Source organism: Limnohabitans sp. MMS-10A-192, from assembly GCF_003063335.1.
In the GTDB taxonomy this organism is placed as follows: Bacteria; Pseudomonadota; Gammaproteobacteria; order Burkholderiales; family Burkholderiaceae_C; genus Limnohabitans_A.
The window spans coordinates 175583-196624 of record NZ_NERX01000001.1; the positions used below are offsets into that span (position 1 = coordinate 175583).

At 61.4% G+C, this 21042-nt stretch carries 21 protein-coding genes; 8 read left to right on the plus strand and 13 right to left on the minus strand.

What is annotated here, in order from left to right; translation table 11 throughout:
- Positions 1-38 precede the first annotated feature (38 nt).
- The 4 genes from guaD to B9Z43_RS00885 all read left to right on the plus strand — a co-directional run bounded on the left by guaD (position 39) and on the right by B9Z43_RS00885 (position 2642).
- Positions 39-1388, plus strand: a complete 1350-nt coding sequence (gene guaD, locus B9Z43_RS00870; protein WP_108322283.1) for a guanine deaminase — start codon at positions 39-41, stop codon at positions 1386-1388.
- Positions 1389-1722: 334 nt separating this feature from the next.
- The gene (locus B9Z43_RS00875; protein ID WP_108322284.1) at positions 1723-1983 is read left to right on the plus strand and encodes a type II toxin-antitoxin system prevent-host-death family antitoxin; all 261 of its coding nucleotides are present in this window, start codon (positions 1723-1725) and stop codon (positions 1981-1983) included.
- A 7-nt stretch (positions 1984-1990) separates the two neighbouring features.
- Positions 1991-2404 (plus strand): type II toxin-antitoxin system VapC family toxin, encoded by a 414-nt coding sequence (locus B9Z43_RS00880; protein ID WP_108322285.1) that lies wholly within the window; start codon positions 1991-1993, stop codon positions 2402-2404.
- A gap of 7 nt (positions 2405-2411) precedes the next feature.
- Positions 2412-2642, plus strand: coding sequence for an oxidoreductase-like domain-containing protein (locus B9Z43_RS00885; RefSeq protein WP_108323030.1), 231 nt, complete (start codon positions 2412-2414; stop codon positions 2640-2642).
- Here B9Z43_RS00885 and B9Z43_RS00890 read toward each other — a convergent pair.
- The 4 genes from B9Z43_RS00890 to B9Z43_RS00905 all read right to left on the minus strand — a co-directional run bounded on the left by B9Z43_RS00890 (position 2639) and on the right by B9Z43_RS00905 (position 5184).
- Positions 2639-3061 carry an SRPBCC domain-containing protein gene (locus tag B9Z43_RS00890; protein WP_108323032.1) on the minus strand — a complete coding sequence of 141 codons (423 nt, stop codon included), beginning with the start codon at positions 3059-3061 and terminating at the stop codon, positions 2639-2641. The two genes, B9Z43_RS00885 and B9Z43_RS00890, sit on opposite strands and share 4 nt — an antisense overlap.
- Before the next feature lie 180 nt (positions 3062-3241).
- The gene (locus B9Z43_RS00895; protein WP_108322286.1) at positions 3242-3925 is read right to left on the minus strand and encodes a DNA alkylation repair protein; all 684 of its coding nucleotides are present in this window, start codon (positions 3923-3925) and stop codon (positions 3242-3244) included.
- 3 nt (positions 3926-3928) lie between these two features.
- Complete coding sequence (locus tag B9Z43_RS00900; RefSeq protein ID WP_108322287.1) at positions 3929-4255, minus strand: thioredoxin family protein; 327 nt, start codon at positions 4253-4255, stop codon at positions 3929-3931.
- Positions 4252-5184 (minus strand): LysR family transcriptional regulator, encoded by a 933-nt coding sequence (locus B9Z43_RS00905; RefSeq protein WP_108322288.1) that lies wholly within the window; start codon positions 5182-5184, stop codon positions 4252-4254. The genes B9Z43_RS00900 and B9Z43_RS00905 overlap by 4 nt, the downstream gene beginning before the upstream one ends.
- A 97-nt stretch (positions 5185-5281) precedes the next feature.
- Between B9Z43_RS00905 and B9Z43_RS00910 the strand changes: the two genes are divergently transcribed.
- From B9Z43_RS00910 to B9Z43_RS00920, 3 genes are all read left to right on the plus strand, one after another.
- On the plus strand, positions 5282-7438 hold the full coding sequence (locus tag B9Z43_RS00910; RefSeq protein WP_108322289.1) for an indolepyruvate ferredoxin oxidoreductase subunit alpha: 2157 nt from the start codon (positions 5282-5284) through the stop codon (positions 7436-7438).
- Positions 7439-7878: 440 nt separating this feature from the next.
- Positions 7879-9480 carry an indolepyruvate oxidoreductase subunit beta family protein gene (locus tag B9Z43_RS00915; RefSeq protein WP_108322290.1) on the plus strand — a complete coding sequence of 534 codons (1602 nt, stop codon included), beginning with the start codon at positions 7879-7881 and terminating at the stop codon, positions 9478-9480.
- Between the two features lie 53 nt (positions 9481-9533).
- Positions 9534-10526 carry a tripartite tricarboxylate transporter substrate binding protein gene (locus tag B9Z43_RS00920; protein ID WP_108322291.1) on the plus strand — a complete coding sequence of 331 codons (993 nt, stop codon included), beginning with the start codon at positions 9534-9536 and terminating at the stop codon, positions 10524-10526.
- 3 nt (positions 10527-10529) lie between these two features.
- Here the strand turns inward: B9Z43_RS00920 and B9Z43_RS00925 are convergent, their stop codons facing one another.
- From B9Z43_RS00925 to B9Z43_RS00950, 6 genes are all read right to left on the minus strand, one after another.
- Positions 10530-11156 (minus strand): Crp/Fnr family transcriptional regulator, encoded by a 627-nt coding sequence (locus B9Z43_RS00925; RefSeq protein ID WP_108323034.1) that lies wholly within the window; start codon positions 11154-11156, stop codon positions 10530-10532.
- A gap of 48 nt (positions 11157-11204) precedes the next feature.
- Positions 11205-12320 (minus strand): HupE/UreJ family protein, encoded by a 1116-nt coding sequence (locus B9Z43_RS00930; RefSeq protein ID WP_108322292.1) that lies wholly within the window; start codon positions 12318-12320, stop codon positions 11205-11207.
- A gap of 60 nt (positions 12321-12380) precedes the next feature.
- Entirely contained in the window at positions 12381-13394 is a 1014-nt protein-coding gene (locus B9Z43_RS00935) for a YHYH protein (RefSeq protein ID WP_108322293.1), read from the minus strand.
- Positions 13395-13517: 123 nt separating this feature from the next.
- Positions 13518-14816 (minus strand): glycerate kinase, encoded by a 1299-nt coding sequence (locus B9Z43_RS00940; protein ID WP_108322294.1) that lies wholly within the window; start codon positions 14814-14816, stop codon positions 13518-13520.
- Positions 14817-14890: 74 nt separating this feature from the next.
- Positions 14891-15880, minus strand: coding sequence for a tripartite tricarboxylate transporter substrate-binding protein (locus B9Z43_RS00945; RefSeq protein ID WP_108323036.1), 990 nt, complete (start codon positions 15878-15880; stop codon positions 14891-14893).
- Between the two features lie 81 nt (positions 15881-15961).
- A complete protein-coding gene (locus B9Z43_RS00950) occupies positions 15962-17026 on the minus strand; it encodes a tartrate dehydrogenase (RefSeq protein ID WP_108322295.1) in 1065 nt (354 codons plus the stop codon).
- Between the two features lie 97 nt (positions 17027-17123).
- Between B9Z43_RS00950 and B9Z43_RS00955 the strand changes: the two genes are divergently transcribed.
- Positions 17124-18035, plus strand: a complete 912-nt coding sequence (locus B9Z43_RS00955) for a LysR substrate-binding domain-containing protein (RefSeq protein ID WP_108322296.1) — start codon at positions 17124-17126, stop codon at positions 18033-18035.
- 223 nt (positions 18036-18258) lie between these two features.
- Here the strand turns inward: B9Z43_RS00955 and B9Z43_RS00960 are convergent, their stop codons facing one another.
- From B9Z43_RS00960 to B9Z43_RS00970, 3 genes are read right to left on the minus strand one after another with little or no spacing between them, the layout of a single operon-like run.
- The gene (locus B9Z43_RS00960; protein ID WP_158270040.1) at positions 18259-19593 is read right to left on the minus strand and encodes an ATP-binding protein; all 1335 of its coding nucleotides are present in this window, start codon (positions 19591-19593) and stop codon (positions 18259-18261) included.
- The gene (locus B9Z43_RS00965; protein WP_108322298.1) at positions 19590-20270 is read right to left on the minus strand and encodes a response regulator transcription factor; all 681 of its coding nucleotides are present in this window, start codon (positions 20268-20270) and stop codon (positions 19590-19592) included. The genes B9Z43_RS00960 and B9Z43_RS00965 overlap by 4 nt, the downstream gene beginning before the upstream one ends.
- 9 nt (positions 20271-20279) lie before the next feature.
- A complete protein-coding gene (locus B9Z43_RS00970) occupies positions 20280-21020 on the minus strand; it encodes a cytochrome b/b6 domain-containing protein (protein WP_108322299.1) in 741 nt (246 codons plus the stop codon).
- Positions 21021-21042: the final 22 nt, after the last annotated feature.

The window sequence follows — 21042 nt, forward strand, 5'->3', positions numbered from 1 at the left end:
TCCGGGTGTTTATCCCCGTATTCAGACCCACCCGCACCATGCGCCACGACGCCCAACTGACCGACATCCAAGCCTGGAGAGCCAGCTTGCTCTGGTTCGCTAACCCTGCCCTGCCGAAAGTCAGCCACGAAGCCGACGGCCTGCTGGTCACCGCCCGCGAAGCCGATGGCATCGTGCGCATCCAGGCGATAGGGCCTTACGCGCAGCTCAAAGTCCATTACCCCGACGTGTCCGTCACCCACTGGCCCGGCCTGTGCATTGCACCGGGCTTTGTCGATCTGCACATCCACTACCCGCAAACCGATGTGATCGGCTCGCCCGCCGACGGCTTGCTGCCCTGGCTTACGCACTACACCTTTCCACACGAAAAGCAGTTTTCAGAGCCCGCTTACGCGCACGAGGTGACCAGCTTCTTCCTGGATGAGCTGATGCGCCACGGCGTGACCACTGCGCTTTGCTTTGCCACGGCCCACCCCGAATCGGTCGATGTGTTCATGGCCGAAGCCCAAAAGCGCCGCCTGCGCATGGTCACCGGCAAAGTGCTGCAAGACCGCCACAGCCCCGACGGCCTGCGCGACACCGACACCGACTTGAGCCTGCGCCAGACCGAAGACCTGATCCGCCGCTGGCACGGCGTGGACCGCTTGGGCTACGCCATCACGCCGCGCTTTGCGCCCACCAGCACACAGGCCCAGCTGCATGGCGCGGGCGAAATCGCGCAGCAGTTCCCCGACGTGTGGATTCAGTCCCACGTGGCCGAAAACCTGGATGAAATCCGTTGGGTGCACGAACTCTTCCCCGAAGCACGGAGTTATCTGGATGTGTACGACCGCGCGGGCCTGCTGCGCCAGCGCTCGATTTACGCGCACTGCATTCATCTGGATGAAACCGACCGCCGCCGCATGGCCGAGGTCGGCGCGACGGCCGCCGTCAGCCCCACCAGCAACCTGTTTTTGGGCAGCGGCTTTTTTGACTACACCGCGTCAGACACGGCAGGCCTGCGTTACGGCTTGGCCAGCGATGTGGGTGGCGGCACCAGCTTCAGCCCTTTTCACACCATGCACGCGGCCTACACCGTGGCCCGCCAAAACGTGGGCTGCCCCGGCATCAGCCTCGCGCCCGAGCAGCTGTGGTGGCAACACACGGCGGGAGCGGCCGCTGCGCTCGACCTGAATGGCCAAGTGGGCAACCTGCTGCCCGGCTGCGAAGCCGACTTCGTGGTGCTCAACCCTCAAGCCACACCGCTGCTGGCCCGACGCACCGCACAAACCGAGACCCTGGCCGAATGGCTGTTCGCCATGATCGTGCTGGGCGATGAACGGCTGATTGCGCACACGGTGGTGCAGGGGCAGCGCGTGACCTGCCACACCCCACCCTCAGCCTATTGATCCGGCCCTGTGAAGTTTGCAGGTGCCCAGGCTCAATCGTCAGCTTGGTCATCCCGCCCTTGTTTTTTGTCATCCCAGCCTCTTTTTCTGTCATCCCGCCCTCTTTTTTTGTCATCCCAGCCTCTTTTTCTGTCATCCCGGCCTTGAGCCGGGATCCATTGCGCACTGCCGTTCTTTGCAAAGGGCTGAGGTACACACTGGATCCCGGGTCTTCGCCCGGGATGACAAAAGTTTCATGGATGTTTCAAGTTCATCGGGCCTGATCAACAAGGACTTGCGGCCCGCGATATTTTTGTCGTAACATACAAACATTCATCGTTTGAGGGCGTTCAACATGGCCATTCACACCTTTTCCAGCCGAGACTTCACGCGCGACGTGTCGGCCGCCAAGCGTGCGGCGGTGGACGGTCCGGTGTTCATCACCGACCGTGGCCGCCCGGCGTTTGCGCTGCTCAACATCGATGATTACCACCGCATGACGGGTCAGCAAACGCCGTCTTTGCTGGAACTGATGGAGGGCATTCCCGGTGGTGAAGGCATGGATTTCGAGCCACCCAAGCTGCACATCCAGATCCAAGCTGCATCTTTGGACTGAGTGAGCCATGTTCGTTCTGGACACCAACGTCATTTCGGAACTGCGTCAGGGCAAGCCCCTGCCCTCGGCAGCCGTGCGGCGCTGGGCTGCAGACCAGCCAAGCCATCGGCTTTTCTTGTCCGCCATCACCATTTTGGAACTGGAGTTGGGCATCCAGGCGCTGGAGCGCCGAACACCGCCGCAAGGCAGTGCGCTGCGCAGCTGGCTGGCCGGGGTGCGTGCCGCGTTTGCCGGCCGCATCTTGCCGTTTGGAGAAAACACCGCGGCCATGTGCGCATCGCTGCACATTCCCAACCCACGCTCGGAACGCGACGCGATGATTGCCGCCACCGCGCTGGAACACAAATTCACCGTGGTGACCCGCAACGTGGTGGACTTCGAAGCCACTGGTGTGGCCTTGATCAACCCATGGCTGGATTGACTTGAACATGAGCGACAACGAAGACCCCATCATCGACCCCAACCAGGCGCAGCGTGAATCTGTGCGCCGAGGCATTGCGCAATTCCAGGAACGCTTGCAAGCTGCAGGCCACGACTTCCGGGAGCCGCCACCCGAGCCCACCTCGTGCTGCGGGCGCGGCTGCAACGGTTGCGTGTGGGAAGGCTACGAAGCCGCCCTGATGTTCTGGTACGAGGACGCGGGCGCTTTGCTCAATTAAGCCAGGCCGAGTTCCGCCCCCAGTCGGTCCAGGTTCTGCTCGTTGGCGGGCTCCAGAATGTGTTTCATGGCTTGTGCAAACGCCGCATCCTCAAACACCTGCAGCCAATGCACACGCGTGCCATCGCCCTCGGGATCGAGCGTGATGGTGAGCTTGAACAAGGGTGCGCAAATGTGGTCGATGAGCACCTGCCGGTTTTCTTCGATGCTCAAGAACACCGACTCGTTGGCATAACGGCTACCGTCGGGGCCGACCATGTCAAACACCCAGCGCCCGCCTGCGCGAAATTCGAAGACCTCGAATGCGTTGGTGAAACCTTTCGGCCCCCACCATCGCGCCAAGCGCTCAGGGGCCTGGATCGCTGCAAAAACGGTGGGAGGTGAATGCGGGAAATATCGGCTGTTTTGGAAAGTGTCCATGGCGGTGATGTGTTGAAGACGGCCCGGCAAGTAAACCACAAGCGCCCTGGACGGCTGCGTCAAAACAAGCCCATTTTTTCGCCTGTCGATGGTGGTTTGAAGCCATCGATATCCCAGTCGCTCAGCAAGCGATTCATACCCCAGCGGCTGCAGGCTTTGTCAAAGCGCTGTGTGGTCTGATCAGCCCAGATGCTTGCCCGCCTCCCTGCGCGTGAGGCCCGACAGCTGATCGGCATGCCTGGCCAAAAAGTCGCGCACGGCATCGGGCTGGGTTCGCGCATGGTCGCGCAGCGCCCAGCCAATGGCTTTACGGATGAAAAAGTCTTTTTCAGGGGCCAGGGTGAGCGCGTAGCGCAACAGCCGCTCTGGGTCGGTCTGTTCGCGCCAGCCCAGTTGGTGCAGCATGGCCACGCGTCGCACCCACAGGTGGGGGTGCACCAGGCAGGCGTCCATGTGGCGCTGCACATCGGGCTGACTGGATTTGGCCCGCAGCAAGATATCCCCCACCACCCCGGCCAGACCATCGACCGTGTCCCACCAGGGATCGGTCTGCACGAGTTGCAAGATGCGCGGCAAGGCGCTGACGTCGAGGCGCTTGTAGTGCTTGCTCAACAGGTCGATGGCGGCGTATCGGAACTCACGCTCGGGGAGGCGCCACAGCGCTTCGGCCAGCGCCAGCAGTTCATCGGCGGTGCCCGTGAACTTCATGAAGCCCTTCAGGGCCTCGCGCCGCGGCCCTGCCCGGATGCCCAGAAATTCGAACTGATCGAGCATGTAGGCCTTCATGGGCTCGGCCTGTTGCGCATCGGCCAGCGCACGCAGGGCCGCTTCGATCGGAGCCAGCCAAATGGCAACGCTGGGCATGCTTCAAGCCCCAGCCAAGGCGGTCAACAGGTCCTGCACAGCCGTGGGCCGCACCACGCGGGCCACTTCCAGGCCGTCGCGCAGCAGCAGCAAAGTGGGCCAGTGCTTGACGCGGTAACTACGGCCCAATGCACGGCCCGAGCCGTCTTCGACCTTGAGGTGCTGCCACTGCGGATGCTGTGCCAGGGCCTGCGCCACCACAGGCTGCGCAGCGCGGCAGTGGCCGCACCATTCGGTGCCAAATTCCAGCAAAGTCAGGCCAGGCATGGCCTCTACATCGGCACGGCTGGGCGCTTCAATTTCACTGAGGTAAGGTTTCAAGGAGGTCATTTGGGGCTTGAGCTGAACAATTGGGAAACGGTGGCACGCAGCCACTGCAGGCAGGGGTCTTTGTCAAAACGTTGGCTCCAGTGCATGGACACCGTGAAATCACGCAAGGGCAAATCGGGCTCGATGACGTCCAGCGCCCCCGCTACCGCAAAGCCTTGCGCAAAATTGCGCGGCATGAGCACCGCCAGATCGCTGCTGTGCACGATGCCCGGCAGCGACAGGAAATGGCTCACGGTCAAGCGCAAGCGGTGCTGCCAGTGCATCAGCTCCAGAATGCGCAAGGTGTCGGCATGCGTGCGCACCGCCGCAAACTCCAGCTCGGCCAACAGCGCCTGCAGCGCGTCGGATTGCGGGATGCCGACCTTCTTGAGCTTGGCCCAGCGCTTGGCCACCGGGTGGCCTTTGCGCAAGAGCAAAACATAGCGGTCACTCAGCAAGGGCTGCTGCACGGTCTCGGTCACTTCGGGCAAAAAACCGATCGCCAAATCCAGCTGGCCGTTGTCCAGTGCGGCGCCAATTTTGTCGTGCGCCAGTGGCCAGGCTTCGAGCCGCATGCCCGGCGCCAAGCGTTGCAGGGTCAACACCAGGTCGGGCAGAAACCGCGCCTCGCCAATGTCGCTCAGGTGCACCCGGACCACGCGCTCCGAGCGCAAGGGGTCGAACACCTGAGACACATTGAGCGCCTCTTCGATGGTGCCCAAGGCCAGCTGCACCGCCTGCGCCAGACGGTCGGCACGCGGCGTAGGCCGCACGCCCGCACCACTGCGCTCGAACAAGGCATCGCCCAACACACTGCGCAAGCGGGCCAGGCCTTGGCTGGCTGCGGGTTGCGACATGCCCAGCTGCTGCGCGGCCAGGCTCACGCTGCGCGTGCGCCACACCGCGTCAAACAGCCGCAGCAAATTCAGGTCGAGGTCTTTGATATTCATTCAAGGCATACCATTTATTCGGATTATTTTATGCACTTATACGTAAGATGAACCAAAGCGCTGTGCACACCACAGCCAACAACGCAAGGAGCGTGCTTTGGAAGTTTCATTTCACGAAGAAATCAAGGCCCTGCGCATGGGCGCGGGCGAAGTCTTTCATGGCGAGGGCATTTTGGCCATCACCAAGGGGCTGCTGCAGTCGGGCGTGAGCTATGTGGGCGGCTACCAAGGCGCACCGGTCTCGCACCTGCTCGACGTCATGGTGCAGGCCAAGCCCTACATGGACGAGCTGGGTGTGCATGTGGAGGCTTGTTCCAACGAAGCCTCGGCTGCGGCCATGCTGGGCGCGTCCATCCATTACCCGATTCGCGGCGCGGTGACCTGGAAGTCGATCGTCGGCACCAACGTGGCGGCCGATGCGTTGTCCAATTTGTCGTCACCCGGCGTGACCGGGGGCGTGCTGATCGTGGTGGGCGAAGACTACGGCGAAGGCGCCAGCGTCATTCAAGAGCGCACACATGCCTACGCCCTCAAGTCGGGCATGTGCCTGCTCGACCCCCGGCCCGAGTTGGGCCAAATGGTCAACATGGTGGAGCACGGTTTCAGGTTGTCTGAAGCCTCCAACATGCCGGTGATGATGGAGCTGCGCATCCGCGCTTGCCATGTGCGCGGCCAATTTGTGGCCAAGGACAACCAGGCGCCCAAGTTGTCCAAAAAATACCTGATCGACGAGCCGGCCGGCTTCAACTACATGAAGCTGGCGCACCCGCCGGTGACCTTTGCACAAGAAAAACGCAAAGTGGAGCACCGCCTGCCCGCCGCCCACCAATACATTGCCGAGCAGCGCCTGAACGAACACTTTGAAGGCACCCAACACCGACACCTGGGCCTGATCGTGCAAGGGGGTTTGTACAACACCCTCATGCGCGCCTTGCAGCAGTTCGACTTGGCCGATGCTTTTGGCGTGTCCAGCTTGTCGGTGCTGGTGCTGAATGTGACGTATCCGCTGGTGCCTGACGAGCTGGTGAATTTTTGCAAAGACAAATCGGCCGTGCTGCTGCTCGAAGAAGGCCAGCCCGAATACATCGAGCAAGAGCTCGCCCTGATGCTGCGCCGCCTGGACCTGCAAACCCCGCTGCACGGCAAAGACATGCTGCCCTCGGGCGGAGAATACACGGCCGAAGTCATGGCCCAAGGCCTGCTGAAGTTTCTGGACCGGCACCAAGCCGACGCTGTGCCCGAGGCCACGCGGCAATGGCTGGCAACCAATGGCGAGCGCCGCCAGCAAGTGCAAACCCTGCTGGGCAGCCCGCTGCCTGCGCGGCCACCGAGCATGTGCATTGGCTGCCCCGAGCGGCCCGTGTTCTCGGCCCTCAAGCTGGCCCAACAAGATGTCGGCCCGGTGCACATTTCAGGCGACATTGGCTGCCATGCGCTGGCCACTTTCGAGCCGTTTTCGGTGGGTCACTCCATCTTGGGGTACGGCATGAGTTTGGCTAGCCGGGCGGGGGTGTCACCGGTCATGAAGCGCCGTGTGCTGTCGGTCATGGGCGATGGCGGTTTTTGGCACAACGGCTTGCTGACGGGTGTGCAAAGCGCGCTGTTCAACGGCGACGACGCGGTGCTGCTGATCTTCAAAAACGGCTACACCTCGGCCACCGGCACGCAAGACATCATCAACACGCCCACCGACATCGCCAAAGAACTGGCGGGCGACAAACGCCAAAGCATGGTGCACACCAACCAGACCATCGAGTCCACCCTCAAAGGGCTGGGCGTGCAGTGGCTGCGCACGGTGCACACCTACGAAGTGAGCCACATGCAGGCCACGCTGACCGAAGCCTTCACCACCGAGTTCCAGGGCCTGAAGGTGATCGTGGCCGAAGGCGAATGCCAGCTGGAGCGCCAGCGCCGCATCAAGCCGTGGCTGGCTTCGCTGCTGTCCAAAGGCAAACGTGTGGAGCGCGTGAAATACGGCGTGGACGAAGACGTGTGCAACGGCGACCACGCTTGCATCCGCCTGTCCGGCTGCCCCACCCTCACGCTGAAAGACAACCCCGACCCGCTGAAAGTGGACCCGGTGGCTACCGTGATCGACGGCTGTGTGGGCTGCGGCCTGTGCGGCGAAAACGCCCACGCGGCCACGCTGTGTCCATCCTTCTACCGCGCCGAAGTGGTGCAAAACCCCAAGCTGCACGAGCGCTTGTGGGCCCGCTGGCAAAGCCTGGCCACCCGCTGGCTGCAACCCGCTTGATCCGGTCCAATCATGAGGACATGTCAGCGCAGCCCCTGTTTTGTCATCCCGGGCGAAGACCCGGGATCCAGTCTGCAGTGCTGCCCTTTGCGATCATCGCTGGCAAGCAGTGGATCCCGGATCAAGTCCGGGATGACAGCTTCAAAGAGAGTCCGGGATGACAAATTCAAGACAAGTCCGGATGACAGGCGCATTGTTGGTCATCCCGGGCGAAGACCCGGGATCCAGTCTGCAGCGCTGCCCTTTGCGATTGTCGCTGGCACGCGATGGATCCCGGATCAAGTCCGGGATGACAGCTTCAAAGAGAGTCCGGGATGACAGATTCAAAACAAGCCAGTTATGACAGATTCAAAAAAAGTCCGTCGTAACAGATCGACTCATCAGCCCACATTTGCCAACTTCGCAGGCCGAACCCACCAAGCCTTTCACAGAGACTCCACATGACCCAACCGATTTCCATTTTGTTGTGCGCCCTGGGCGGCGAAGGCGGCGGCGTGCTGGCCGACTGGCTGGTCGACGTGGCCCGCCACGCAGGCTATCCGGCCCAAGCCACCTCCATCCCCGGTGTGGCGCAGCGCACCGGGGCCACCACCTATTACCTGGAAATCTACCCCCTGCCCCACAGCCAACTGCAAGGCCGCTTGCCGGTGCTGGGCCTGAACCCGCTGCCTGGCAGGCTCGATGCGCTGGTGTCGTCCGAGTTACTGGAAACCGCCCGCCAGATCGGCAACGGCCTGGCTTCAAACGACCGCACGCTGGTCATCAGCGCCTCGTCGCGGGCACTGACCACCGCCGAAAAAATGACCATGGGCGATGGCCGACGCCCTGAAGGTCCGTTGCTCGATGTGATCGCCGCGCACAGCCTGCGCCACCACGTCATGGACATGGCCCGCCTGTGCCAGGAAAGCGGCACACTGGTCAGCGCCGTGATGTTGGGGGCCATTGCAGGCAGCGGCTTGCTGCCTTTTACACGCGAACATTACGAAGCTGTGTTGGCAGGCCCCAGCAAGGCGGCGCAAGCCAGCCTGCGTGGCTTTGCGTCAGCTTTTGACTTGGTGAAGCGCCAGCGCGAGCAAGCTCAGTATGTCGAGCAGGTCATGAAACCTGCGGCACCTGCGCCCTCTGAATCTTCATCTTCATCTGAATCTCCATCGGCTGTTTTGCCGGGCGATGTCGCCGCCAAATTTCCCGCCGTGCTGCACCCCCTGATGGGCTTGGCGCACCAGCGCTTGGTGGAATACCAAGGCCCCGCTTATGCCCGCTTGTATGTGCAGCGGCTCGAACGCTTGCTGGATGCCGAATCCGCGTCAGCCGACACCACCCGCCCCGTGACGGCCGAGGCCACCCGTTGGCTGGCCTTGTGGATGGCGTTTGACGACATCATCCGCGTGGCCGACCTGAAAAGCCGCGCCAGCCGCTGGGACCGCGTGACGCAAGAAGTCAAAGCCAAAGAGGGCGATGTGCTCAAGGTTTACGACCACTTCAAACCCGGTGTGCCCGAGCTGGCGGCCCTGTTGCCACAAGGCCTGGCCAACCGGCTGTTGCGTTGGGACCGCGCCCGTGTGGCGCGTGGCCAAGCGCCTTGGTCCATGCCGCTCAAAGTGGCACGCCACGCGCTGTGGGGCATGGCCAGCTTGCGTCTGCTGGCCAGCCTGCGCGTACTGCGCCCCTTGGGCAGCCGCTATCAAACTGAGCAAACCTTGATCGAAGAATGGCTGGGCGGCATCGAGGCGGCCACACGCCTGTCGCCCGCGCTGGGTCTGGAGTTGGCGCGTTGTGGGCAACTCATCAAGGGCTACGGCAGCACCAACGAGCGCGGCAAAGACAACCTGCTGCACATCCTGCGCCATGTGTGCGGACCAGCCTCCAAAGTGCCTGTGGCCGAGCAGGCGCTAGCTGTCGCACGCATCCGCCAGGCGGCCTTGCAGGACGAAGCGGGCCAGGCGCTGGACCAGGCCTTGCTGCAACACGGCGCTCCGGCGCGCCCGGTCAAGGAACAACCGGTGCTGTGGATGAAAAATCCGCGACTGCTGAAACCCTGAACCTGTTGCATCATGTTCACAGCCACACTCACAAAAACCACCAGGAGACAAGCATGAGAAAAATCGCTTCATTCAATCGCCGCACATGGGCCATCGCTCTGGCCGCGCTCATGACAGGCCCCGCGCTTTGCCTGAGCGCTGCCGCCCAGAGCTGGCCCACCAAGCCCGTCAAGATCGTGGTCAACTTTCCACCGGGTGGCGCGGCTGACCAGATCGCCCGCGCCATTGGCGTGCCCTTGGGTGAGGCGCTGGGCCAGCCGGTGGTGGTGGAAAACCGGGGCGGTGCCAACGGCAACTTGGGTGGCGACATGGTCGCCAAATCGCCCGCAGACGGCTACACCCTGCTCATGAGTTCGGGTGGCATGGTCTCGGTCAACCCGCACATCTATGCCCGCATGCCCTTTGACCCCGCCAAAGACCTGGTGCCCGTGGCCTCGGCCGCCCGCGTGCTGGTATTTTTGGTGGCCAAGCCCAACTTCCCGGCCAACAACATCCAGGAATTTTTGGCGCATGTGAAGGCCAATCCGGGCCGTCTGTCGTATGGCTCAGCAGGCAACGGCAGCTCACCCCACCTGGCCGGTGAAATGATGAAAAGCCAAGCCGGTCTGTTTGCCGTGCATGTGCCCTACCGTGGCGCGGCACCGGCCTTGCAAGACGTGTTGGCGGGTCAATTGGATTTCTACTTTGACCCCGGCATTGGCCTGGGTCAGGTGCGTGCAGGCAAGCTCAAACTGTTGGCCGTGGGCAGCATGAAGCGCTCACCCTTGTTCCCCAACGTGCCCACCTTGGACGAAGCGGGTCTGAAGGGTTTTGACGCCGACTCGGTGTTTGGCTTTTACGCCCCTGCGGGCACGCCCGCCGATGTGGTCAACCGCATCAACCGCGAAATCAACAAAATTTTGGGCACACAAGCCCTGAAAGACCGCATCCAGAATTTGGGCGGCGAAGCCCTGCCTTTGACGCCTGCTGAATTCGGTGCCCGCGCAGCCGATGACTCCAAACGCTTTGGCGCCATCATCCGCGAACGCAAAATCGTGGGCGACTGACGTTCAGACCCCGGCCAGCTCGCGCAGGGCTTGGGGGTTGGGCAAGCCCAGCACCCGGCCTGCGCCACTGATGAGTTGGCGATCACGCAAGTGCCGCAGCACGCGCGAAAAAGTCTCGGGGGCAATGCCCAACTGAGCCGCAATGGTCCGTTTGCGTTCACGCAAGGTGACGGCCAGTCCACCCACCACCGCATTCGGCTCGGCGTGGCGCAACAGCCATTCGGCGCAACGAGCATCGGCATCTTTGGCCAGCCGGCTCACGGCCAACTCGGTTTGCTGACGCTGAGATCTGGCCATGTCCATCAACAAGGTTTGCGAGGGCACGGGCATGCTGAGCACCTGAGCCATGAATTCGGATGCGGCCACATACTGCAGTTGCACCGGGGTCAGAGCCACAGCATCGACCGCATGGGGCAAGCCCAGCAAACCCGAAGACGCCTCCAGCCAGCAAGGGCCTTGCACCTCACCCAACTGGTGCGCCATCTCGCCTTGCTGCAAGAACCCCAGAACAACGCGTCCCTCCATCAGATGCAAAACCTGAGCCGACGCATCGCCACGGTGCAGCAAGACCGTGCCGGCCGCCAATGCAGCGGTGGATTCAAGCGAAGGGGAAACAGCAGTGGCAACCATGATGGGATTGACTTTGCCAGAGTCGCACCTCCACGGCATTGACGCACATCAAATCAGTCGCTCAACGAACCAAAACCCGCCCATCAGCATGGCGCACACCAAGCACATTTGCCGAATACGCTGTTGATGAGGCGCACTCAATCTGGCCAAGAGCAACCAGCCCAAGGCCCCCAAAACCATTGCTGCAATGCATTGCGCCAACTCGACACCCAGGTTAAAGCCCAGCAAACTCCACAGCCGGTGCGCTGTGTCCAGGCCGATGGCCTGCAAGCTTGAAGCCAAGCCCAGCCCATGCACCAGCGCGCAAGAGAACACACAAGCCAAACGAAAGCGCATGGGCATCACTTGCTTGCGCTGGCGCTGCCAAGCCTCCCAAGCGGCCATGCCCACAATCGTGAAGGCAATCGCAGGCTCCACCCACGCCATGCCCAAAGTCACCTGCCCCAGCAAGCCCCAAGCCAGTGTCACAGCATGGCCCAAGGTGAATGCGGTCAAGATGCCGAGGATTTGTCGCCACGAGCCACCGCCGAGCAGCACCACAGCCAAAAACAGCAGATGGTCCCAGCCCGTCAGGATGTGCATCACGCCCAACACCACGTAGTCGGCCACCACACGCCAACCTGAGGGGAACAAGGCTTGTTCGGGCCGCTCGGGCGTGAGCACCAGCAACTGCTTGTGAGGCCCTTGGGTCACGGTGATGCTCAATTGCTGCTCAGCTTGGCTGGGCCCGAAAAGCCCGGCATGCAACGCCAAGCCCTTGGCCGTCGCAGCACCCTCAGCGGACACGGGATGGGCCAACTTGAAACTCGCCAAAACCACCAGCTGCGTGACCGGGTCGGCTGGCTTGTCATCGGGCGGCGTAGGCACCAAGGTGATGCCATCGACCGGCCGTGGACCTTGGGTGTCACGCAGGCGCAATTGCGCTTTGAGCTGGTCCTGAATTTGCGGGCCATGCAGGCCCAACTCTTGTGCAGACCAAGCGCCGTCACCGTCGTCGTCAATGCCCGAGAAAGCCGACACCGGCAGCGAGACCACCAGATAGGCGCCATCGCCATGCAGATTGAGCGTGCCCTTTTGGGCCACCATCAGATGGGCTTGTGCGCTGGCACAAGCCATCAGCAAGAGCCAACTCAAGCCTCGCAAACAACGGAAAAAAAGATGCATGAACAAGCGTTAGATGACGCAGCGGACCGCCTGGTGGCGATCACGGCATGCATCACGGCATTAATTGGCCCAAGTCGCCGCAGAACCCTTCACGCAACGCTGAATGAAAGGATAGGTCTTGGTGATGTAGTAATGGTAAATGCCGCTGGGGAACTCGGGCGTCACGCCTGTGCGCCCATTGCATTCGTCCAGATCGCCCACTGACGCATCGAACACCCAATCTTGTTGGAAATGGCCCATGGCAAACAAAGTGGTGGAGGGGCGACCTGAATCCGGCGTCGTCTTGACGCGGTAGCTGCCCTTCATCTCCTTGAGCGCCGAGCTGGCACTTGTGGCCGTCTTGTAGCCATAGTTGGCGTAAATCGGGAACCCGTCTGCGGCCCAACCGACCAGGGTCATGGTGGTCGTGCTTGCGCTGTTGAGTTTGGTGATCAGGTTGTTGGGCATGCCATGGTAGTGGTACTGGCCATTGGGCTGCACATGCGCGTTGTTCACGTCGGTGCCGAAATCAAACTTCCAGGGGCTGACGCTGGGGTCAGCCATGGCCTCCATGCGCCAGGTGCCGGTGCCACCGGCGTAGTTGCAGCCTGAAGCATCCGATGTGGCGCTGTTGGTGCATGTGCCTGCAGTGCCCGGGTCCATCTTCACGCTGTTGAGCGCATAACCGGGCAACTTGACCGATGTGCTGGTGGTGCTGGCAATGGGGCTGGTCGACACACTGGCCGAAATGCTTTGGACCGACAGCTTGGACGCAAAGTTGCCATATGTGACGTCATGGTTGGGTACGCCATTGCCGGTGACCGTGCGTGAGCTGCCGCTGCAGGTCCAGCTGTAGCTGAAAGGCAGCGTCTCATTGACGCTGTTGGTGCTGCTGCCGTTGGGCGCATTGTTGTACACCAGATTCTGGGTTCCACTGTCTCTGAAATCGCACAGCACGCCCGCTGTGGCGTAAGTTGTGCCGGTGATCGTGCTGCTGGTGCTGTCTGAACTTCCGCCACCGCAAGCCGATAAGGCCAGTGCCACACCCAAGCTCAGCACGCTGGGGGCTGATGTTTTTGTCCATTGACGCCACATGTTTCTGTCTCCTGTTGGGCGCCGAACACCCGACGCAACAGGGGAGGATCATATTTTAGGAAGTGACAAAAATTATTTTTTGATATGTAAAGTATTCATTTACATATCCGCCGCCAAGCACGATCAGGCCACCCAAATCGCCCTGAAGTCGTTCACATTGGTGTGCGTGGGGCCGGTGATGACCAGATCGCCCAGCGCTTCAAAGTAGCCATAGGCATCGTTGCGCTGCAGATGCGCATCCAGCTTGTGGCCCAGCGCCACGGCGCGTGCCAGTGTGTCGGGCGTCACACGGGCGCCGGCGTTGTCTTCGATGCCGTCAATGCCATCGGTGTCCGCAGCCAAAGCCCAAACACCCGTCTGGCCTTGCAAGCCTTGCGCCAGGCCCATGCAGAACTCACCCGCACGGCCACCGCGCCCGCGTGGGCTGCCAGCGGGCTGGGGCTTGATGGTCACGGTGGTCTCGCCACCGCTCAAGATCACGCAGGGCTTTTGGAAGGGACCCTGGCCTTTGGCGGCGGCGCGGGCCAAGGCGGCATGCACCTTGCCCACTTCGCGCGATTCGCCTTCGATCTCGTCGCTCAGGATGTAGGCGTTCACGCCCATGGCACGGGCCGCGTCTGCCGCTGCCTCCAGCGACTGCTGCGGCGTGGCCGTCATGTGGACGCTGTGGCCTGCAAACACCGGTGAGCCGGGCTTGGGCGTTTCCAGCGTGCCCGCCTGCAAAGCCTGCAACACATGGGCTGGCACATCGATCGCATAGCGCTGCAAGATGGCCAGCGCATCGGCGCAAGTGGTGGCATCGGCCACGGTGGGGCCACTGGCGATGATCGACGGGTCATCGCCCGGCACATCGCTGATGGTGAGCGTGACCACGCGTGCAGGCGCACAAGCGGCCGCCAGGCGGCCACCCTTGATGCGCGAGAGGTGTTTGCGCACGCAGTTCATCTCGGCGATGTTGGCACCACTGGCTAGCAGCTGGCGGTTGATGGCTTGCTTGTCTTGCAGACTCAAGCCCTCGGCAGGCAAGGTCAGCAGCGCCGAGCCGCCACCCGAAATCAGGCACAAGACCAAGTCGTCGGCCGTGAGGCCTTGGGTCAATTCAAGAATGCGCTCGGCGGCCTTCAGCCCTGCTGCATCGGGCACCGGGTGCGAAGCCTCGACCACCTCGATGCGTTCGGGCAAGCCCGCAGGGCGTGGCGGCGTGTGGCCATAACGCGTGACCACCAGACCCGACAGCGGCGCGTCTTGCGGCCACAAAGCCTCAACCGCCTGCGCCATGGCCCCACCCGCCTTGCCTGCGCCCAGCACCAGGGTGCGGCCTTTCGGTGGCGGGGGCAAGTGTGCGGCGGTGTTGTGCAGGGGCAAGGCGCGTTGCACCGCCACATCGTAGAGGTGGCGCAACGCGGTTTGAGGGTCAGTCATGGCGAACAGGTTTCAAGCGAGGTGAACAGTCCTTGAGGATAAAGGCATTCAAGCCTCAGACAGCTCAGCCAACATCAGTCGGCGTAAACGCCCCCAGCCTTGATGACCGGCGCCCACTTGGCCACTTCGGACATCACAAAGGCCTTGTGCCCAGCCGGGTCGTTGCGTGCGTCGTTGATGACGGAAGCACCGCCAGCATCTTGCTTGCGGATGAATTCAGGATCTTTGACGGCCACTTTCAGTGCGTCATTGAGCTTCTTCAAAACCGCCGCTGGCGTGCCTTTGGGCGCGTACAGACCTTGCCAGATCGTCACACTGAAATCCTTGAGCCCGGCTTCCTGCATGGTGGGCATGTCCTTGAGGACAGGCGAGCTCAAACGCGAAGGCGTGGTCACCGCAAATGACTTGACCTTCTTGCCTTCGATCTGCGGGATGGTGGTGGTGGTCTGGTCACACATCAGGTCCACCTGACCGCCGATCAAGTCGGTCATGGCCGGGGCTGTGCCTTTGTAGGGCACCGAGGTCATGTCCACCTTTAGCGTGGACTGGAACAACATGCCGCACAAGTGCGAAGCCGAACCAGGTCCGGCGTTGGCGATGTTGATCTTGCCCCTGTTGGCCTGAATCCATGTGACCAACTCGGGCATGCTGTTGGCCGGCAAGCTGGGGCGGCCAATCAGGTTCATCGGGTTTTCACTCACGAGGCCGAGGTACTCGAAGTCTTTTTCCACGTTGTAGGGCAAGTTGCGGAAAAAAGTGGGCAAGGTGGCTTGCGCAATGTGCGTGAACAAGAGGGTGTAGCCATCGGCACCGGCCTTGGCCACCTTGTTGGCACCAATCGAGCCGGAGGCACCGGCCGAGTTGTCGATCACGATGCTGTGTCCGCCCATGGCCTTGCTCATGGCCTGGGCCAGATCGCGCGCCGCCTTGTCGGTGGGGCCACCCGCCGCATAGGGCAACACGAAGGTGATGGACTTGTTGCTTGCAGGGTAGTCCTGTGCAAAAGCGTTCACAGACGCCAGCAGGGCGCAGGCGGTGGCAACGGGAAGAAACTTGGAGCGCATGTTCATACCTTTCAAGGCGTGAGGGTCAGAAAATCATGGAATTGGAAAATGGACAAACTGCATCCAAGGCGCATCATGGCCTCAAGCCAAGGCCTTGCATACCGCTTGGGTGACATCGTTTGTCAGGGCTTTCCCGCCCAGGTCACCGGTGTGCAGGGCCGGGTTGGCCGTCACGGCCTCCACCGCCTGCATCAAACGCTGGGCCGCGTCGTGCTCGCCAATGTGCTCCAGCAGCATGACCACCGACCAGAAGGTGCCCACCGGGTTGGCCAGGCCCTTGCCCATGATGTCGAAAGCCGAGCCATGGATGGGCTCGAACATGCTGGGGTAGCGGCGTTCAGGGTCGATGTTGCCTGTGGGCGCAATGCCCAGGCTACCCGCCAGCGCAGCGGCCAGATCGCTCAGGATGTCGGCATGCAAATTGGTGGCGACGAGGGTGTCCAGGCTCGCTGGGCGGTTGACCATGCGGGCGGTGGCCGCATCGACCAGTTCCTTGTCCCACTTCACATCGGGAAATTCTTTGGAAATTTGCAGCGCGATTTCGTCCCACATGACCATCGCGTGGCGCTGCGCATTGCTCTTGGTCACCACCGTGAGCAACTTGCGGGGGCGCGACTGCGCCAGCTTGAAGGCGTAGCGCAAGATGCGTTCAACGCCTGCGCGGGTCATGATGGACACGTCGGTGGCCGCCTCGATCGGGTGGCCTTGGTGCACACGGCCACCCACGCCGGAGTACTCGCCTTCGGAGTTCTCGCGCACGATGACCCAGTCCAGGTCTTTGGGCGTGCAGCGCTTGAGCGGCGCGTCGATGCCCGGCAAGATGCGCGTCGGGCGCACGTTGGCGTATTGGTCAAAGCCCTGGCAAATCTTCAGGCGCAGGCCCCACAGGGTGATGTGGTCGGGGATGTGTGGGTCACCCGCTGAGCCGAACAGGATGGCGTCTTTGTTGCGCAATGCGTCCAGGCCATCGGCCGGCATCATCACGCCGTGCTCGCGGTAGTAGTCGCCGCCCCAGCCAAAGTTTTCAAACTCAAAAGCAAAAGTGCCACAGGCCTTGGCCAGCACCTCCATCACTTGCTGGCCTGCGGGAATGACTTCTTTGCCAATGCCGTCTCCGGGGATGGTGGCGATGCGGTAGGTTTTCATGGTGTGTGTCTAGGGTGAAAAGGATGGCGACATTGTGCGGCGCAACCCCTTCAACAAACACCCTAAAATTCAATCCATTGTTAACCTGAGATCAACAATGGAACCACGCCTGCAAGCCGCTGATTTGGGCTTTTTTGCGACACTGGCCATGGCCGGCAGCCTGAGCGCCGCCGCCCGCGAGATGCGCATCACCACCGCTGCCGTCAGCAAACGCCTGTCGCAAATGGAAGCCCGCCTGGGCGTGCCCCTGCTCAACCGCACCACGCGGCGCATGAGCCTGACGGTGGAAGGCGAAACCGTGTTGCGCCACGCCCGCAGCATCCTGGCCGAAATGGCCGATCTGGAACAACAACTCGGCGCCAGCCGCTCCACGCCCAGCGGCCTGTTGCGGGTCAATGCCACCCTGGGCTTTGGCCGCAGCCACATGGGGCCGCTGATCAGCCGCTTTGTGCAGCAATACCCACAGGTCGATGTGCAGCTGCAGCTGTCGGTCGACCCGCCCGCGCTCACCGACGACACCTTCGATGTCTGCATCCGCTTTGGCCCGCCGCCCGATGCGCGCGTGATCGCCCGCAAGATCGCGAGCAACCAGCGGTTGCTGTGCGCATCGCCCGCCTACCGTGCACAGCATGGCGAGCCCAAAACCACGGCCGACTTGGCGCGGCACAACTTCATCAGCATCCGCCAAGGCGGCGAGGCCTATGGCGTGATCAAGCTCACGCGTGGACGCACCGGCAAAACCGAGACCCTCAAAACCCGCGGCAACCTGACCACCAACGATGGCAGCATCGCGGTGCAATGGGCGCTTGATGGTCATGGCATCTTGATGCGTGCCGAATGGGACATTCGTGAGCACCTGGCGCAAGGCCAGCTGGTGCAACTGCTGCCGCAACACCACACGCCTGACGCCGACATCTACGCGGTCTATCCGGCTCAGCACAAATCGGCGGCGCGGGTGCGGGCTTTTGTGGATTTTGTGGCGGAGGCGTTCAGGCCAGCCAGGCCTTGATGCGGGGCTGAGGCTGAAGGTGCAGCCCCCCATTGTTGGTCAACCAGTCACACCACACACCACAGAGTGAGCTCAGGTGTTTTACTGAGTGGTTGCGGGACGAGCCTGGGAAGTGTCCGGTTCAGGCTGGGAGCGGACGATCACGGCGGGCATGCAGACGGCAGGAGTCGACCCATTGCAGCCATTGGGTGGCGGGAAATTGGGTCATTCAGTGCTGATGGTCTCAGCCACCTTGTAAATTCACTTTGACCACCATCCCTCCTAGCGATGGGCTTCTCAGGATCTCAAAATTCATGTTGTGCAATTCGACCAAGCGTTGCACGATAGACCAGCCTAAGCCTGAGCCTTCTGATTGGGAACCCGGGACACGATAAAAGCGTTGGCCAAGCTGATCCAGCTGATCAGGCGATAACCCAGGCCCGCTGTCATGGACTTCAAGACATTTGTTCTGTGCGCACAAGCGAACTTCTACACGTGCCCCTTCAGGGCTGTAGCGCAGAGCGTTGTCAACCAGATTGCGTACCAGCACTCCCATGTGGGCGGCTGGCATGGAAAGGATGACTGGCTCCGGTGCAATCAATTCCAGGGTTTGCTGTCGCAGCTTGGCCTGATCACTCAATGATGCAAGTGTCTCTGCAATCTCGATGCGTACATCGTGTGGCGCCTCCAATGGCGTTGGCATTTGCGCCTCTAGTCTGGCCAGCTGAAGCAACTGTTCCACCAGTCTGGTCATCCGATCACAGCCACGCAAGACAGACACCAGCGCTTGTTGACGCTCGGCATCATCACGAGCTCCTTGAGCCACCTGGGCCTGCATGCGAATTGCTGCCAGTGGCGTACGCAGTTCGTGAGCTGCATCGGCTGTGAAACGTTTTTCCTGTTCGAAAGTGCGGTTGACTCGGGCAAATAGCTGGTTGAGTGCGTCAATCAGGGGCTGAATTTCAGGCACACCGCTGTCAGGCACCGGCGTGAGCGCCTGGGGTTGTCGAGCGGCAATCGCCAAGCCGGTTTGCCGAATCCCGCTCAAAGACTGGTGCACCAGGACCCCAATGAGCAAGCCAAGCACGGGCAAAGCGAGCAGCAAAGGCCCCACTGCACTGTGAAGTCCAGCACTCAGGATGTCGTTGCGGGCTTGCTCAAGCTCGGCGACATGCACAACAACATCATCGTCTGTTCCTTGTGCCGTGAAAACCACCCATCGCTTGCCATTGACGGTCTGTTCTGAACGTCCGCTCGCGTGTTCAGGGGCAAATGGTTGCGAGGGGGCCTGAGCGGAACGGCTGATCAACTCATTCTCGTGCCAGATTTGATAGGCCACACGAGGTTGATACTTGTGCAGCAAGGGCGTGGTGGTGAAATCGTCACTGTCATGTTCATCGCCGATCTGAGCCAGGAGAACTGACGTGGTTTGGGCCAGATGAGCGTCCAGCAGTTCGTCAAGTTCATGGCGAGTCTTGCTCCATGTCAGGGCCAATACGACTCCCCAGACCACAACAGTTACAGTCACCAGGCCTACTGTGAGCCGCCACTGCAGACTTGAAGTGCGCCAGAGTTTCACGATGCCTCTCCGCTCACTGGTGCACGCGACATGCTGTAGCCGACCCCACGCAACGTGTTGATGAGTCCTGGCCAAAATTTTCGGCGCAGGTTGTATATGTGCACCTCTACCGTGTTGCTGGCCACTTCGTGGCCCCATTGGTAAAGCTGAGTTTCGAGTTGTTCGCGGCTAAGGACTCGCCCAGCAGACAGCATGAAGATTTGCAGCAGCTCAAATTCACGTGCCGACAGTTCAACCAGGCGATCCTGCCACCACACTTGACGAGTGGCTGGGTCTAACCGGACTTCGCCCACGCTCAACTGGGCCTGGGTGACACCGTGCGCACGACGCACCAGCGCCCTGAGTCTCGCAGAAAGTTCAAGCAAATCTACAGGTTTCACCAAATAATCGTCGGCTCCGGTATCCAAGCCTGCGATGCGATCGCCCACCGCATCGCGTGCGGTAAGGACCAAAACGGGCGTGGTGATGCCCCGCGAGCGCACCGTTTGCAAAGTCTGTATGCCATCTTGCCTGGGTAAGCCAAGATCAAGCACCACCGCCTGGTGCTGAGCCAATAACATCTCTCGCTCGGCGGCCATGCCGTCGCGCACCCAATCAACCTGCCAGCCCTGCTGCTGCAAGCCTAACTTCAGGCCCGAGCCCAGTAGCTCATCGTCCTCGGCAAGCAATACACGCATTCCTAGCCCTTAATCGTCGTCACCATCGCTCGATTGTGACCGCTCCCCTGTTGGGTGTAGCCAACTCGAAACAGCATCGGGGGCATCTCGCCTGATGCTCGCGGCTTTCCACTGCCAGCCCCAGAAAATCAGCACCAGTGCAAGCAAGAGAATAGCCAGACCACCCAGGTTATGTCGAACCAGATCAGGGCCTCTGCCTGGCACACGCCCGCTCAACATGGGCGTCGCCAGATTGCGCTGCTGAAGCAGACTCAGAACGAGCACACCCCCCACATGCGCCAGGACAGCCAGCAGCATCAAGTTGCTGAAAAATTCATGCACATCTTCCAGCCACTCGCCTGAAAGCTCCATATAGGTGGCATACCCCGAGGCCACGACCGGCAGCAGCGTTATCAATAAAAGTGCCACGCTGGACGCAAGCAGAAGATTTTGGGCCTGTCGCCAGTTCGGCTGTCCGACCCGCGCCGCAGCCAACCATAGCCCCAGCCCGCGCAATTTACCCCACAGGGAGGACCAACGCGCCGATCGCGGCCCAACAAAGCCCCAAAGTAGGCGCAAAAACCACAAGCCGCCAGCGGTGTAGCCCAGCACCACATGGACAAGCCGCAGTCGCTCCAAATCAGCGGTGATGTATGCCCCGAGAAAAGACAATGCCAGCAAAACATGCCAGACCCGCATGAAAGCGTCCACAGTGCGACGGGTTGGCACACCTGAAGTGGCAGTCAGTGAGGTTGGGGTGTCAATGTTCATACAGTGGTCTGATTTCAAAAGG